Source organism: Ruegeria sp. YTSB088 (assembly GCF_059609825.1).
In genome coordinates this window covers 60953-74059 of record NZ_JBXWMM010000006.1, presented here as the reverse complement: position 1 = coordinate 74059, position 13107 = coordinate 60953, and the positions used below count along the sequence as shown (strand labels likewise).

Sequence of the window (13107 nt, the reverse complement as noted above, 5' to 3'; positions counted from 1 at the left end):
AGAAGGCTTAGTCTAAAAAGGACCGGTCTCGGGATGGAGGAACGGTCTTGGGGAGGAACTGAAAATATGAGCCGCAAGGTTCTGTTGATTGAGGACGAGCCGAACATTGCCGAAGCAATCCGGTTCCTGCTGACCCGCGAGGGATGGCAGGTCGAAACGCATGGCGATGGAGCGGATGCGGTTCAGGTGATCCAGGGGGCACAACCCGACCTGGTCATTTTGGACGTCATGCTGCCGGGTAAGAGCGGCATGGATATTCTGCGGGACATCAGAGAGATGGAAGAACTGGCAGGTTTACCGGTTTTGATGCTGACCGCGCGAGGTCAATCGCGGGACAGGGAAATGGCGGAAAACGCAGGTGTCAGCCGTTTCATGACCAAACCGTTTTCCAATGCCGAAGTTCTGACGGCTGTGCGCGATCTTCACGCGCAGGCGACGCGAATATGATGATTGGCGAGGGCAACAAGGATAAACCACAGGTCACACGGCCCTCGCTTTTTCTCGAACGTCAAAGCTATCGCCGACGCAGGCTAACGGATGCAGCGCGGCTTCTACCTTTTTTGGGGGCGGCTTTGCTGGCGCTTCCGTTGCTGTGGCCCGATCAATCCAGTGGGGGTGCGGCCGTCCCCTTGTCTTCAGCGACTTATTACATTTTTGTCTGCTGGGGCGCGCTGATCCTGGTCGGGTTGGTTTTTGGCATTGTTGCCCGCCGTATAGGCGCGCGCGAGGATCGAGACGCGGACGCTGAGTGATGGCAACCATTAACACGCTGATCCTGGTCTGCCTTGCCTATGTCGTTTTCTTGTTCGCGGTAGCTTTCGCAGCTGACCGGATGGCCGCAGCACGGCGGGGAACGTGGTTGCGGTCTCCCCTGATATATACGTTGTCACTGTCGATCTATTGCACTGCCTGGACATTTTACGGTGCGGTGGGCAATGCCGCGCGGTCCGGTTTGGAGTTCGTCACCATCTATCTCGGCCCCACTCTGGTAATGGTCAGTTGGTGGTGGGGGTTGCGCAAGCTGGTGAGAGTCGGACGTAGCCAGCGGGTGACCTCCATCGCAGACCTGCTGTCGTCACGCTATGGCAAGTCAAACACATTGGCCGTGTGTGTGACCGTTCTAGCCGTGCTCGGCGGGACGCCCTACATCGCGCTCCAGTTGCAATCGATTACCCTGTCATTTTCGATATTCGCCGAAGCCGATCCATCAGGCCTGTATCGCGAAGGGTCCAGCGTTTTCTGGGTCGCCGCGGGGCTGGCCGTGTTCGCAATTCTCTTCGGTACGCGCAATCTGGACGTGAACGAGCGTCACCACGGCGTCGTCACGGCCATTGCCGTTGAAGCCGTGGTCAAACTGTTTGCTCTTATCGCCGTGGGCGTTTTCGTAGTGTGGGGTATCGCTGGTGGCGTTGGCCCGATGATGGAACAGATCGATGCCTCGGAAATCGGACATTGGAATGTCGATGCCGGTCGCTGGACGACTTTCATTTTTCTGTCCGCCGCGGCCTTTATCTGTCTGCCGCGCATGTTTCAGGTGATGGTGGTTGAAAACGATGACGAAAGTCATCTGAGAACGGCTGCCTGGGCGTTTCCGCTCTATCTGCTTTTGATGAGCCTGTTTGTCGTGCCAATTGCCGTCGTTGGTCTGGATCTGTTGCCAGAGGGGGCCAATCCTGACCTGTTCGTGCTGACCGTACCGTTGTCGCAGGGCAATGACTGGCTGGCGATGCTGTCCTTTATCGGTGGGTTTTCGTCCGCAACATCGATGGTTATCGTTAGCGCAATGGCCTTGTCGACGATGGTGTCGAACCATGTGGTCATGCCGATATGGCTGAACACCCATGAAGGAACAGGGTCAGTCTCGGGCGATGTGCGAAGCATTGTTTTGATAGCGCGCCGTGTTTCCATCGCCGTGATCATGGCGTTGGGTTACTTTTATTATCGGTTGTCCGGCGGTGGTGCTGCACTGGCATCGATAGGATTGATTGCTTTTGCCGGCATCTCGCAGATTCTGCCTGCTTTGGTCGGAGGGCTGTTCTGGCGCGGAGCAACCCGTACAGGGGCACTGATCGGGCTGAGCGTCGGTTTCATATTGTGGATTTATACGCTGTTGTTGCCAGGTATGGGCGCGCCGTGGATGCCAGAGGCTGTAATGCAGAATGGGCTGTTCGGTCTTGCCTGGCTGCGCCCTCATGCTCTGTTCGGGATCGAAGGGATCGACCCGATGGTCCATACCGTGATGTGGTCTCTGTCCCTCAATACCATTGCATTTTGCGTGGCGTCCCTGCTGAGCTTTCCCAGCCCTCTGGAGCGTTTGCAGGGCGCGCAGTTCGTCAACGTTTTCGATCATTCGGTTTCACCGGGCGGCTGGTCCGGTTCGGTGGCGCAAAGCGAAGACCTGATGATAATGACTCAGCGTATTCTGGGCACCGCCCCGGCGCAGGAGTTCTTCCAGGCTGAGGCTGAAAAACAGGGTGGCCGGTCGCACATGCCGGAACCAACCCCGGGTTTCCTCAACCGTCTAGAGCGAGAGTTGAGCGGGTCGGTCGGAACCGCCACGGCACATGCGATGATCGCTCAGATCGTGGGCGGGTCTTCGGTTTCGGTTGAAGACCTGCTTGCAGTGGCGGATGAATCGGCGCAGCTTCTGGAGTACTCAGGGAAGTTGGAAGAGAAGTCGTCCGAATTGTCCCGCACGGCGCGCCAGCTGCGTGAAGCAAATACCAAGCTCACTCAGATTTCCGAGCAAAAAGACAGCTTCTTGAGTCAGGTCAGTCACGAATTACGTACGCCGATGACCTCGATCCGAGCTTTTTCCGAGATCATGCGGGATACAGAGGGCCTGAGCCGAGAGGAACAGACCCGCTATGCCGCAATCATTCACGATGAGGCCTTGCGCCTGACCCGGCTTCTCGACGATCTGCTGGATTTGAGCGTGCTCGAAAACGGGCAGGTCAATCTGAACCTCAGCGATGACAGTTTGCGTTCGGTTCTGGACCGCGCAGTGTCCAGTGCGCTGGCTGGAGCGGAAAGGAAAATCACGGTCCGGCGGACTCTTACGGCAGAGCGAATGTCCCTTCATACGGATCTGGACCGGTTGGGGCAGGTGTTCATCAATCTGATCTCGAACGCGCAGAAATACTGTGACGCGGAAGAACCGGTATTGGTCATATCAGCCCACGACGTCGGCGGGAGGGTTATCATCGATTTCATCGATAACGGCAGCGGTATTCCACCCGGGGCGCGGTCGATGGTGTTCGAGAAATTTGCCCGAGTCGGGGTCGACAAGGCAGGGGGTGCAGGTTTGGGGTTGGCGATTTGCCGAGAGATCATGCAGCGGTTGGGCGGCGAGATCACGTATCTGCCCGGGCAGGGCGGCGCGGCATTCCGGGTAAGCATGCCCTTGGCGTTCCAGCAGGCTGCGCAATGACCTCGTCGTAAAGAACTTCGTAACGCACGGCGGGGTAAACCAATAGTCAGTTATTGGAACAACTGGTGATCGGGCGCCATGTCACAAACCGTCAGCGCCGCTTTGGCGCGCAAACTGTCTGTTGGACGAAAAGATTTAGGCGATCGTCCGCGTTCGGTTCTGCGGGCGCTGCGCTTGGGGTTTGCGCGGGCAGCAAGCGATCGATTGAACCTTCCCTTGGCTGTCATCGGTGCAAAGCAAGCCAGCGGCTCTCAGGATGATCTGGTGGAATCTGTCGGTCAGGATTGGCTGCTGTTGGTTTTTGATGGACAGGAGGGCCGCGCTGCGATTTGCTTGAACCCGCACGTAGTGTCCGCCATTGTACAAACCCAGACCATCGGTGAAGTACTGCCCGGAGATCCCGAACCAAGGGTGTTTACAGATACGGACGCCGCCATGGCGGCGCCATTTATTGAATCCGCGCTGACTCTGTCCGCCGGCTTAATAGTCGCTGCGGACGAGCAGATTTGTCTGACAGGATATGAGCTCACCGCACGTTCGGAAGATGCGCGCGGCTTGTCTTTGGCCATGTCTGCAGACGCACACCATGTCTTTGATCTGACGGTTGATCTGGCCAACGGGGTGCAGCAAGGACAGATATCAATTTTCCTTCCGGATCATCCTGCTGCGCCGGACAAAGTTGATAAGGTCACGGAAACGGCCGGTCCGAAGATTGCGCTATCATCGGGTGTTGTTCGGGCGGAACTGAACGCCGTTTTGTGCCGGATGTCGCTGCCATTGTCCGATCTGTCAACGATTCAACCCGGTAGTGTTTTGCCACTACACGGGGCACGTATGGACAGAACTGAGATATTGACTATCGACCGAACGCCAACGGGCATTGGTCGCCTTGGTCAGTGCGGCGGCTTGCGAGCCGTTCGATTGAACGAACATGCGGCTCTACCCGCCTTGTCTGGGGCTGATGCGCAGGAGTTTATCGAGAGCCGAGGGAGAATGCAGCCGCACGACCACCTGGCCGAATCGGTTTCCAACGCGGTGGATGTGATGCCTCCGGCAACAGGGGACGAGGGTTTGGAACTGGCAGACAACGATATGTCACTGAACGATTCCGAACGGATGGTCGCGGAGATTTCGCAACTGGCTGGCCTTGACGCTGCCGACACACATACCGACGCGGAATAAGGTTTAGTCCGCCCTGTTTCGGAATTGCTCCAGTGCGGGGCGCAGATTTTCCAGTTGATACCCGGCATTTGTCGTAGCGGTCAGAATGTCGTCCGTGCTCATGCGGTCGCACTGACCAAGGGCCCAGACCACCGAACACCGAGTGCCCGAGGCGCAATAAGCTAAAACCGGACCATCGCAGCTTTCTGCCAGTTCGCGTTGCCGTCTTGCATTCTCGGGCGTCATGGTCTGGTGTGTCAGTTCCAATACTTCGTATTCCATACCAGCGGCACGAACGGCTTCACCGATTGCGTCGGATTGCATGATCGCGGGAACTTCCACATCGGGCCGGTTGCAGATCACCTTAACGAAGCCCGCCTCGGCAATTGCCGGGACGTCTTCTACCGTGATCTGCGGCGAGACAGCATAGCGGGTCGTGATCGGTCGAATCTCCATATCAGATCCTTAGGCCGCGTTTGCAGCTCTGTCCAGTTGAGCGCCAAGCGTAGGCGCCATGAACATGCCGGCGACCATCGCAATCAGAAAGACCAGGCCACCCAGCCCACCATAAGTCAACGAGGCCATAGCTGGTCCGGGGCAAAGCCCGGCCAAGCCCCAGCCCATCCCGAAAAGGACCGAACCAACGATAAGCCTTTGATCAACCTCGGGCCTTGCAGGAGGCGGAAAATCGTCCCCGGTCAGGGCTTTGCGACCGATTGTCAGCCTCCACGCCACAAGCATCGGCAGGATGGCGCCACCCATCACAAAGGCAAGGGTCGGGTCCCAGTTTCCGAATACATCCAGCCAGCCCTGAACTTTGGTCGTGTCCGTCATACCTGAAATCAACAATCCGGTACCGAACAGCGATCCGGCAAGTAATGCAATGATAAGGCGCATCAGATCAGCTCCCAAACATGGCGCAGCAGGACGAGGGTCACTCCCCCAGCTAGGATATAGAATACGGTTGCCACGATGCCGCGCAGAGAAAACCGCGAGATGCCGCAGACCCCGTGACCCGACGTGCAGCCATTGGCGATACGCGTTCCGACGCCGACAAGAAGCCCGGCCAGAACAACAAGACCCAGATTGCTGGTAAGATGCGTTTGGGCCTCGGGAGCGATCAGTGGCCGCAGCAGTAGCGGCATACCGATCAACCCGGCAATGAAGGCCAGGCGCTCGGGCCACGTACCGCCGGCCTCACCGTCGACAAGACCGCCCAAGATACCGCTTGCACCCATGATCCTGCCATTTCCAAGCAGGTACACGGCTCCGCCCAGGCCAATCAGCAGACCGCCGCACAGCCCCCAGATCCACTCGATGTTCATGTGGAGTTATCCTTTTTGATCGATTTGACTTGCGTCAGATTTTGTTCACCGGCAGCTTCAGAAAGACATCGCCTTGATCATCGGCCGGAGGCATTTGACCCGCCCGCATATTGACTTGCAGAGAGGGCAGGATCAGACGTGGCATGGCCAGTGTGGCGTCCCTTGCGTCACGCATTTCCACGAATTCTTCGATGCTGCGCCCTTGTCCGATATGAACATTTAGCGCTTTCTGTTCACCTACCGTCGTTTCCCACGCGTATTCATCACGGCCCGGCGCTTTGTAATCATGCCCGACATAGATGCGCGTTTCGTCTGGCAGCGACAGGATTTTCTGGATCGATTCAAACAATTTCGCTGACGACCCTCCGGGAAAATCACAGCGGGCTGTGCCAAAATCGGGCATGAACAGCGTGTCGCCTACAAAGGCGGCGTCGCCTATTACGTAGGTCAGGCAGGCTGGGGTATGGCCGGGGGTGTGCAGAACATCGCTTCGCATCTGGCCGATGTGAAAACTGTCACCCTCCGAGAACAAGGCGTCGAACTGGCTGCCATCGCGCTGGAACTCGGTTCCTTCATTGAAAACTTTGCCGAATGTGTCCTGCACGGTGACGATCTGAGCACCGATTCCGATTTTGCCACCCAGTTCCTGTTGCAGATAGGGGGCAGCTGACAGGTGATCTGCGTGAACGTGGCTTTCCAGTATCCACTCGACCTTTAAATCGTGCGCGCGCACATAGTCGATGATTGCGTCAGCCGATTTTGTCGCCGTGCGCCCCGAGGCGTGATCGAAATCCAGAACGCTGTCGATGATGGCGCAGGCACGTCCCTGCGGCTCATGAGCAACGTAGGACACCGTGAAGGTCTGATCGTCAAAAAACGCTTTCACAGCGGGTGTCATGATTTCCTCCGTATCGGTTACCATATATCATATATGCAAAATGGAATGTGATGCAACATCGAAACTGCATTTGATGCGGGTCAAGGCATTCACGATTAAATCAGACTAAACTTTAACCCATCCGCGCCGGATTGCCGAAATTACAATTGCGTTGGGCAATATCCCGCACAAGGTGAGGTTATTATTATCGGGTCTTATTCCCGTTACCTAAATCTGGAATACTGACGACACTTGGGAGGGTATTATGACAACAAAAAGTCTTTATTCCGAAGCTGAACAGCTTGAACAAAAGCTCAGGAACGCGTCCCTTGATACGCGCTTGGCGCTTCAACCAAGTGTGAGCAAGGTTATTGACCGTATGAGGCAGGAGGGGATGCAAGTGCCGTCCCGACTGCGTCGTCTGGATGCAGCCTTGTGCGAAGACGCCATTGAAGCGTTGTTCGATAACTTGCCGGTTTGAGTTGGGCGGTCATCCGAAGGATATTCCGAGGATGACCAGCATCAATCCAAGCACTGACAGGAACAAAGAAGCCAGGTTCCAGGGTAACACGCCCTGAACGACAGCGCGCAACTCGTCGTCCGACAGACCGGCCTTGCGCGCCTTCATCACGCGAAGAATGCACCAAACCAGACCGGCAAGCCCGGCCAGTGAAAGGGCCGCACCGCCCCAGGTGATGAATTCGAACATGATGCCCTGCATTTCCTCGCAAACTCCCTCTGCGCTTAGCGGATCGGATCCCATCGTACAAGTGCGCTAGTAGATTGGGTGCTTGCGACCCGGGCGGCGGCATTGTATCCGGCATCCTGCACCAGACTTCAGCCTTTGGGAGAGACGCGTATGGAAGTCATCATCGAAGATCAGGCCTCGGCCAACTATCGCTTTATGGCAGGCGAGCTGCGTCAGTTCATCGAGTGGTTTGAGTGTCTGAATGCAGAGAAAAAGCACCTGACGGAACAACACAAAGAAGTCATGGCTGAAGCCAAGTCGCGTGGCCACACCCATCACTGGAAAACTGTTTTATATACGTGACGACAAAGACTTAAGACGAATACAAGTAGTTAAAACTGTATTCTCTTGGCGGTGGTGGTCCAGAATTAGGAAGATAAAGATGAGCATGTCTGAAGAAGCAGAAGCAAGTTACAAGGTCACCTCTGGGGAACTGCGCCAATTTGTAGAGCGTATCGAGCGCCTGGAGTTGGAAAAGAAAGACATCGCGGACCAAATAAAAGAAGTGTATTCGGAGAGTAAGTCGCGTGGCTACGATGTGAAGGCCCTTCGCAGCATCATTTCTCTCAGAAAAAGAGATAAGGATGATATTGCTGAGCAAGAGGCAGTTATTGAGATGTACAAGGAAGCCTTGGGCATGAACTAATGCCGGTGCTTTTTTGAAGCACTCTTTCGGGCGCGCCGTTGAATGATCTGGTCATACTCCAAATATCAAACTGCATTTCGCATGTAGGGCCGATCAGTATCACTGACGGCTCTTACGGCATTTGGCTCGATAGTGTTCTGAACTCAGCGCTCAGTTATGAAGGACAGTCCGGAAACGAGCTGTCTCAATCCAAGCGCTGCACCTGCAAAGATCGCAGCGAATGTAACTGGTGCGCTGTAGGTCAGAAGCGAGAAGGCGGATATGCCTTGTCCGACGCTGCAACCTACTGCGATGATCGCTCCCGGTCCCATGATCGCTGCGCCCAGCATTTGTCGCTTTAGTTCACGTGGATCTTCGCATGCTTCCCAGCGAAAATGGCCTTTTGACCAAGATCCCACAAACGCGCCGATGAGAACTCCTGAGACTGACCCGACTGCGAAAGACAAAGTGTTTCCGGACGCCGTCATAAGGTAGAACATCGTGTCCCCCAGGGGGGCAGCGAAGGTATGAGTTTGCACCGGCTCACCGTCGAAACCCTGTGTCGCCACCCAATTCGTGCCAAGCCAGCCTGAAACGATCGCCAGCCCAACCACAGATCCCCAGAACACGTGTTTCGGAGCGCGGCGGAACTGTTGGTTCGCCAAAGCGAATATCACCAAAACAACACCGACAGCAGAGCCGAGGAGCCAGGCTGGAATAGAGGTCAACCGTTCACCAAGGAAGCTGATGCTCTGAGGGCCGCTGAGATCCATTTCCACCGGGAAGACCCAAACCCGCAGATAAGCCAAGGGACCTGACATTACGACATACGCTGAAAGACCCATGATCAGAACGATGACGAAGGATCGAAGGTCGCCACCTCCCAACCTTGCCAGCGCGCCATAGCCGCAGTTTCCGCTGATGGCCATTCCGTAACCAAACATGAGGCCACCCACGATCGACCCGAGTGGATTCCAGGTCTGCGCAAGGTAGCGTGTTCCGATAGGGTCAAGCCAGCCGAACGCCATTGCGGTATGGCTTCCGACAATTGCAACACCGATCGCAATTGCCCACATGCGCAGTCGCCGGTCATCATCTGCGTAAAGATAGTCTTCGATTGCACCCAACGTGCAAAATCGGCCGACACGCGCGGCCAGTCCCAACACGATTCCACCAATCAAACCGATCAGAGCAACGGTATTTGCGTCTCCCAATGCTTCGAACATTGCCAGTCTCCTCCCAAAGCTGGCGGCGTTTTGATCGGCGTTTACTTCTGCCTGCAGAAGAGGTCGTACACAACTTCCAATATTTGTGTCGATCGATCATCAGCCAATCTGTAGTAGATTGTTTTACCTTCACGCCGTGTTTTGACCAAACCTTCGAAACGCAGTCGGGACAATTGTTGAGATACCGCAGCCTGTCTCGCTGACAGCATCTCTTCCATCTGGGTGACGGACTTTTCGCCCGAGGACAGGTAGCATAAGATCATCAGACGCCCCTCGTGGCTGATAGCCTTCAGGAAGTTTGATGCCGTTTGCGCATTCTCCATCATCTGGTCCAGATCTTCTGCGCACATGTCTTTTGTGAACACTGGCAGTTTCGATGGTTTATCCAACAAGATCGCCTCGCTTTCTCAGCTTCACGCATTCAAAACAGTTTATGTAATTTGCCGTCGTTTATCCAGAGGTCTCAATCTGTACCCCTGCGTCACGTAGCAGCACGCCCAGCAAACCCCAAAAAAAGTCTTCACCGGGGTACCCTTCGATCCGGCCGACTTCGCGGCCGTTGTTCAGCAAGACAAAGGTTGGAGTGTAGTACAGAGGTCTTCCCAGTTCGATTCCATCCGGCATGGATGCATGGATGTCTACGCGCTGAAGCGGGGCGGCATTTCCTTCCGGTGTTTTCGGGTAGATCCCCGAGATTTCAGCATCCCAGCGGGCACACCACATACACCCATCTTCTTCTGCCATCAGAAGTGTCATTTCCGCCCGTAGAGCCTTGGGAGACACAAACAACGTGATCGCAAGTACAAGCAGGAAAAGGTGGCGCATCTCAAGCTCCGATTGACCGCGGCGACATATCTTTATTACTTTGAATGTATGAATGATAGCTCGCCAGGACAGGTTTGACCATGCTCGACATTACATTTGCAGGAGCTCTGGTCGCAGGGCTGTTGTCATTTCTGTCCCCCTGCATCCTTCCAATTGTGCCGTTTTACCTCAGCTATCTGGCGGGTGTCGGGATGGAGCAGATTTCTGCGAATTCAGCTGTTTCCGGCAACGTTCGCCGCAGAGCAACGCTTGCTGCAATCGCATTTGCAGCGGGGATCATAACGATTTTTATGGCTCTCGGAGCCACGGCTTCGATATTCGGACAACTTGTTCGCGAATACTTCGATATCCTTCGTTGGATAGCGGCAGCCATCATCGTGACGATGGGTTTGCATTTCCTTGGGCTGATTCGCATCGGGTTCCTGTATCGACAGTTTCGGGCAGACGTCGGCGAGACATCAAACGTGAGCCTGATCGGAGCATATGTTCTTGGACTGGCATTTGCTTTTGGCTGGACGCCCTGTGTCGGGCCGGTGCTCGCTGCAATCCTGTTTACAGCGGCCGGAACCGAGACGGCTTGGCGTGGAGCGATTCTTTTGTTCGTCTACGGGGTAGGAATGACCGCGCCGTTTGTTCTGGCGGCTTTCTTGGTTCGCCCCTTCATGCAGTGGATGGCGCGGTTCAGAAAGCACTTGCCTCTGATGGAGAAGATGATGGGGGTGTTATTGATTCTGTTCGGCGTCCTGATCGCAACCAACTCCATCAATCAAGTCGCCCAATGGATGCTGGTCCATATGCCCTGGCTTGCAGCCATTGGATAAAACGGGAGGAAAACATGAAGCGAACATTGTCAGTATTGATGGCATGCCTGGTAGGCGTGGCAGTTTCCGCTGCTGAGATTGGCGACGATGGGTTGCACAAAACGCCTTGGATGCGCGACACGTTCAAAGACCTTCGCGAGGATCTTGAAGAGGCGTCAGATGAAGGCAAGCGGTTGGTTTTGTTTATCGAGCAACAGGGCTGCATCTATTGCAAGAAAATGCATGAAGAGGTTTTCCCCCAGCCTGACCTGGCGGCGTTCATCGAAGAGAACTTCTTTGTCGTCCAACTGGATTTGCATGGAAGCACCACCGCCACCGACTTTGATGGGGAAGAGAGCGAGCAAAGAGCGCTGATGCGCAAATGGGGGATTCTGTTTACCCCGACCCTTGTATTTCTTCCCGAAGAGGCGCCCGAGGACGTCACTGCCATTGAAGCTGCGGTTGCAGTTATGCCGGGAGCGTTCGCCAAAGGAACAACTTTGGACCTTTTCACCTGGGTCTACGAGAAGCGGTACGAACTTGATAATGGTGAAGATTTCCAGCGGTATCACGCGCGACGCATTCAGGAGCGAAACAATGTTTCGCAAGATTGAGGGTCGGGGTTATAAATAAAAAAATTCATTGTAATGAATTTAATGTTGCGACAGACCACACTCGTCGACTACGGTACACAAATGCTTTGGGTCGCAAGGCGCCGTCGGCGTATTAGCAAATGGGAGGGATCATGAAGCTGAGACTCTTAACATTGGTCTGCGCAATGACGGGGGGTGCCGCTTTTGCAGCGGAGACAGACCCGGAAAACGTAACCTATGGTGAATATGGTGAGGTAGAGGTGTCTTTGAGCGGCGCCGCCGGTGATGCGGCAAATGGCGCACTTATCGTTGGCGATAAGTCAAAAGGCAATTGCGTGGCGTGCCACGCGGTATCGGCTTTGGCCGACATTCCATTCCAGGGCGAGGTTGGTCCGACGCTGGATGGCGCTGGTGATCGTTGGTCTGAGGCCGAGCTTCGCGGATTGGTCGCAAATGCAAAAATGACGTTCGAAGGCACGGTAATGCCAGCGTTCTACAAGAATGACGGCTATATCCGCCCGGGCGATGCCTATACCGGCAAAGCCCCGACTGAACCACTGACGCCGATCCTGACAGCGCAGGATATCGAGGACGTGGTCGCGTTTCTTGCGACCCTGAAAGAGCAATAGTCGCGCTTTCATAGCGTGATTGTCGAAGATTCAAAGGAGATTGAAAATGGAACTCTCTCGCCGCGAGACTCTGGCCCTTGGGCTGGGCGCCGCGTTCCTGACAATAATGCCGCTCCGTGCAAATGCGGCCGCTGAGGATGCGATTGCCGCGTTTACCGGTGGGGCGGATGTGGCAGACGGCGGTGTGACACTGACGGCACCTGAAATTGCCGAGAACGGAAACACCGTACCGATCGAAGTAAGCGCCCCGGGTGCCACTTCGATTCTGATCGTGGCCGCAGGCAACCCCGAACCGGGCGTTGCAACGTTCAATTTCGGCCCGCTGGCTGCTGAACAAGCCGCTTCAACCCGCATCCGTCTTGCGGGAACGCAAGACGTGATTGCCGTGGCGAAAATGGCAGATGGCAGTTTTGCCAAGGCATCCGCGACCGTAAAAGTTACAATCGGCGGCTGCGGCGGCTGATAGCCACGCATGCCTCGAAGAACAGGAGACTAACCAATGGCATCCGGTGTGAAACCCCGCGTCAAGGTTCCGAAGAAAGCCGCTGCTGGCGAAACCGTCACGATCAAGACACTGATCAGCCACAAGATGGAAAGCGGACAACGTAAGGACAAAGAAGGCAACGTCATACCTCGGTCGATCATCAACCGTTTCACCTGCGAGTTTAACGGCGAAATGGTGGTCGATGTGACGATGGAGCCGGCAATTTCAACCAATCCGTATTTCCAGTTTGAGGCAACCGTGCCTGAGACAGGTGAGTTCGTATTCACCTGGTACGATGACGACGGCTCTGTCTACGACGAGAAAAAATCGATCGAGATCGCCTGACGGCTCGACCACTAAGGCAGATCAGCGCCGGACATGAAT

At 55.3% G+C, this 13107-nt stretch carries 19 protein-coding genes and 1 pseudogene; 12 read left to right on the top strand and 8 right to left on the bottom strand.

The window, feature by feature from the left end:
- The first annotated feature begins 66 nt into the window (after positions 1–66).
- From AC2FFA_RS11145 to AC2FFA_RS11130, 4 genes are all read left to right on the top strand, one after another.
- Positions 67–447, top strand: a complete 381-nt coding sequence (locus AC2FFA_RS11145; protein ID WP_117869634.1) for a response regulator transcription factor — start codon at positions 67–69, stop codon at positions 445–447.
- The gene (locus tag AC2FFA_RS11140) at positions 444–752 is read left to right on the top strand and encodes a hypothetical protein (protein ID WP_496851729.1); all 309 of its coding nucleotides are present in this window, start codon (positions 444–446) and stop codon (positions 750–752) included. The genes AC2FFA_RS11145 and AC2FFA_RS11140 overlap by 4 nt, the downstream gene beginning before the upstream one ends.
- The gene (locus AC2FFA_RS11135) at positions 752–3430 is read left to right on the top strand and encodes an ATP-binding protein (protein ID WP_496851728.1); all 2679 of its coding nucleotides are present in this window, start codon (positions 752–754) and stop codon (positions 3428–3430) included. The genes AC2FFA_RS11140 and AC2FFA_RS11135 overlap by 1 nt, the downstream gene beginning before the upstream one ends.
- A 78-nt stretch (positions 3431–3508) precedes the next feature.
- Positions 3509–4612, top strand: a complete 1104-nt coding sequence (locus AC2FFA_RS11130; RefSeq protein WP_496851727.1) for a FliM/FliN family flagellar motor C-terminal domain-containing protein — start codon at positions 3509–3511, stop codon at positions 4610–4612.
- Positions 4613–4615: 3 nt separating this feature from the next.
- On the opposite strand, the gene AC2FFA_RS11125 is transcribed toward AC2FFA_RS11130, so the two are convergent.
- From AC2FFA_RS11125 to AC2FFA_RS11110, 4 genes are read right to left on the bottom strand one after another with little or no spacing between them, the layout of a single operon-like run.
- Entirely contained in the window at positions 4616–5047 is a 432-nt protein-coding gene (locus AC2FFA_RS11125) for a protein tyrosine phosphatase family protein (RefSeq protein WP_496851726.1), read from the bottom strand.
- Positions 5048–5056: 9 nt separating this feature from the next.
- Complete coding sequence (locus tag AC2FFA_RS11120; RefSeq protein ID WP_496851725.1) at positions 5057–5488, bottom strand: DUF6691 family protein; 432 nt, start codon at positions 5486–5488, stop codon at positions 5057–5059.
- The gene (locus AC2FFA_RS11115) at positions 5488–5916 is read right to left on the bottom strand and encodes a YeeE/YedE family protein (protein ID WP_117869629.1); all 429 of its coding nucleotides are present in this window, start codon (positions 5914–5916) and stop codon (positions 5488–5490) included. The genes AC2FFA_RS11120 and AC2FFA_RS11115 overlap by 1 nt, the downstream gene beginning before the upstream one ends.
- Positions 5917–5950: 34 nt before the next feature.
- Entirely contained in the window at positions 5951–6814 is an 864-nt protein-coding gene (locus tag AC2FFA_RS11110; RefSeq protein ID WP_496674015.1) for an MBL fold metallo-hydrolase, read from the bottom strand.
- Positions 6815–7058: 244 nt separating this feature from the next.
- Here AC2FFA_RS11110 and AC2FFA_RS11105 point away from each other — a divergent pair, with 244 nt between their 5' ends.
- Positions 7059–7274: a hypothetical protein gene (locus AC2FFA_RS11105; protein WP_117869627.1), complete on the top strand. Its 216-nt coding sequence runs from the start codon at positions 7059–7061 to the stop codon at positions 7272–7274.
- Positions 7275–7283: 9 nt separating this feature from the next.
- Here AC2FFA_RS11105 and AC2FFA_RS11100 read toward each other — a convergent pair whose 3' ends face one another.
- Positions 7284–7502, bottom strand: a complete 219-nt coding sequence (locus AC2FFA_RS11100) for a hypothetical protein (protein ID WP_117872808.1) — start codon at positions 7500–7502, stop codon at positions 7284–7286.
- A gap of 150 nt (positions 7503–7652) precedes the next feature.
- Here AC2FFA_RS11100 and AC2FFA_RS11095 point away from each other — a divergent pair.
- Positions 7653–7811, top strand: a pseudogene (locus AC2FFA_RS11095) (GapR family DNA-binding domain-containing protein); the annotation flags it as partial.
- Between the two features lie 112 nt (positions 7812–7923).
- Positions 7924–8187 (top strand): DUF2312 domain-containing protein, encoded by a 264-nt coding sequence (locus AC2FFA_RS11090; RefSeq protein ID WP_117869625.1) that lies wholly within the window; start codon positions 7924–7926, stop codon positions 8185–8187.
- A 143-nt stretch (positions 8188–8330) separates the two neighbouring features.
- Here the strand turns inward: AC2FFA_RS11090 and AC2FFA_RS11085 are convergent, their stop codons facing one another.
- The 3 genes from AC2FFA_RS11085 to AC2FFA_RS11075 all read right to left on the bottom strand — a co-directional run bounded on the left by AC2FFA_RS11085 (position 8331) and on the right by AC2FFA_RS11075 (position 10217).
- A complete protein-coding gene (locus AC2FFA_RS11085; protein ID WP_496851724.1) occupies positions 8331–9392 on the bottom strand; it encodes a YeeE/YedE family protein in 1062 nt (353 codons plus the stop codon).
- Positions 9393–9433: 41 nt separating this feature from the next.
- Positions 9434–9742, bottom strand: a complete 309-nt coding sequence (locus AC2FFA_RS11080) for an ArsR/SmtB family transcription factor (RefSeq protein WP_117872807.1) — start codon at positions 9740–9742, stop codon at positions 9434–9436.
- A 100-nt stretch (positions 9743–9842) separates the two neighbouring features.
- Positions 9843–10217: a thioredoxin domain-containing protein gene (locus tag AC2FFA_RS11075; protein WP_117869623.1), complete on the bottom strand. Its 375-nt coding sequence runs from the start codon at positions 10215–10217 to the stop codon at positions 9843–9845.
- Positions 10218–10297: 80 nt separating this feature from the next.
- Between AC2FFA_RS11075 and AC2FFA_RS11070 the strand changes: the two genes are divergently transcribed.
- The 5 genes from AC2FFA_RS11070 to soxZ all read left to right on the top strand — a co-directional run bounded on the left by AC2FFA_RS11070 (position 10298) and on the right by soxZ (position 13068).
- Complete coding sequence (locus AC2FFA_RS11070; RefSeq protein WP_496851723.1) at positions 10298–11038, top strand: cytochrome c biogenesis CcdA family protein; 741 nt, start codon at positions 10298–10300, stop codon at positions 11036–11038.
- Positions 11039–11052: 14 nt separating this feature from the next.
- A complete protein-coding gene (locus AC2FFA_RS11065; RefSeq protein WP_496851722.1) occupies positions 11053–11631 on the top strand; it encodes a thioredoxin family protein in 579 nt (192 codons plus the stop codon).
- Positions 11632–11762: 131 nt separating this feature from the next.
- Entirely contained in the window at positions 11763–12239 is a 477-nt protein-coding gene (soxX, locus tag AC2FFA_RS11060; RefSeq protein ID WP_117869620.1) for a sulfur oxidation c-type cytochrome SoxX, read from the top strand.
- A 46-nt stretch (positions 12240–12285) separates the two neighbouring features.
- A complete protein-coding gene (gene soxY, locus AC2FFA_RS11055; RefSeq protein WP_117869619.1) occupies positions 12286–12702 on the top strand; it encodes a thiosulfate oxidation carrier protein SoxY in 417 nt (138 codons plus the stop codon).
- 36 nt (positions 12703–12738) lie between these two features.
- Positions 12739–13068: a thiosulfate oxidation carrier complex protein SoxZ gene (gene soxZ / locus AC2FFA_RS11050; RefSeq protein WP_496851721.1), complete on the top strand. Its 330-nt coding sequence runs from the start codon at positions 12739–12741 to the stop codon at positions 13066–13068.
- Positions 13069–13107: the final 39 nt, after the last annotated feature.

Excerpts from the sequence above, each read along its gene's own strand:
- soxX (WP_117869620.1), top strand. The coding sequence starts at position 11,763 with ATGAAGCTGAGACTCTTAACATTGGTCTGCGCAATGACGGGGGGTGCC.
- soxZ (WP_496851721.1), top strand. The coding sequence starts at position 12,739 with ATGGCATCCGGTGTGAAACCCCGCGTCAAGGTTCCGAAGAAAGCCGCT.
- AC2FFA_RS11140 (WP_496851729.1), top strand. The coding sequence starts at position 444 with ATGATGATTGGCGAGGGCAACAAGGATAAACCACAGGTCACACGGCCC.
- AC2FFA_RS11125 (WP_496851726.1), bottom strand. The coding sequence starts at position 5,047 with ATGGAGATTCGACCGATCACGACCCGCTATGCTGTCTCGCCGCAGATC.
- AC2FFA_RS11090 (WP_117869625.1), top strand. The coding sequence starts at position 7,924 with ATGAGCATGTCTGAAGAAGCAGAAGCAAGTTACAAGGTCACCTCTGGG.
- AC2FFA_RS11115 (WP_117869629.1), bottom strand. The coding sequence starts at position 5,916 with ATGAACATCGAGTGGATCTGGGGGCTGTGCGGCGGTCTGCTGATTGGC.
- AC2FFA_RS11110 (WP_496674015.1), bottom strand. The coding sequence starts at position 6,814 with ATGACACCCGCTGTGAAAGCGTTTTTTGACGATCAGACCTTCACGGTG.
- AC2FFA_RS11065 (WP_496851722.1), top strand. The coding sequence starts at position 11,053 with ATGAAGCGAACATTGTCAGTATTGATGGCATGCCTGGTAGGCGTGGCA.
- AC2FFA_RS11100 (WP_117872808.1), bottom strand. The coding sequence starts at position 7,502 with ATGTTCGAATTCATCACCTGGGGCGGTGCGGCCCTTTCACTGGCCGGG.
- AC2FFA_RS11070 (WP_496851723.1), top strand. The coding sequence starts at position 10,298 with ATGCTCGACATTACATTTGCAGGAGCTCTGGTCGCAGGGCTGTTGTCA.
- AC2FFA_RS11130 (WP_496851727.1), top strand. The coding sequence starts at position 3,509 with ATGTCACAAACCGTCAGCGCCGCTTTGGCGCGCAAACTGTCTGTTGGA.
- AC2FFA_RS11075 (WP_117869623.1), bottom strand. The coding sequence starts at position 10,217 with ATGCGCCACCTTTTCCTGCTTGTACTTGCGATCACGTTGTTTGTGTCT.
- AC2FFA_RS11135 (WP_496851728.1), top strand. The coding sequence starts at position 752 with ATGGCAACCATTAACACGCTGATCCTGGTCTGCCTTGCCTATGTCGTT.
- AC2FFA_RS11105 (WP_117869627.1), top strand. The coding sequence starts at position 7,059 with ATGACAACAAAAAGTCTTTATTCCGAAGCTGAACAGCTTGAACAAAAG.
- AC2FFA_RS11085 (WP_496851724.1), bottom strand. The coding sequence starts at position 9,392 with ATGTTCGAAGCATTGGGAGACGCAAATACCGTTGCTCTGATCGGTTTG.
- AC2FFA_RS11080 (WP_117872807.1), bottom strand. The coding sequence starts at position 9,742 with ATGTGCGCAGAAGATCTGGACCAGATGATGGAGAATGCGCAAACGGCA.
- AC2FFA_RS11120 (WP_496851725.1), bottom strand. The coding sequence starts at position 5,488 with ATGCGCCTTATCATTGCATTACTTGCCGGATCGCTGTTCGGTACCGGA.
- soxY (WP_117869619.1), top strand. The coding sequence starts at position 12,286 with ATGGAACTCTCTCGCCGCGAGACTCTGGCCCTTGGGCTGGGCGCCGCG.
- AC2FFA_RS11145 (WP_117869634.1), top strand. The coding sequence starts at position 67 with ATGAGCCGCAAGGTTCTGTTGATTGAGGACGAGCCGAACATTGCCGAA.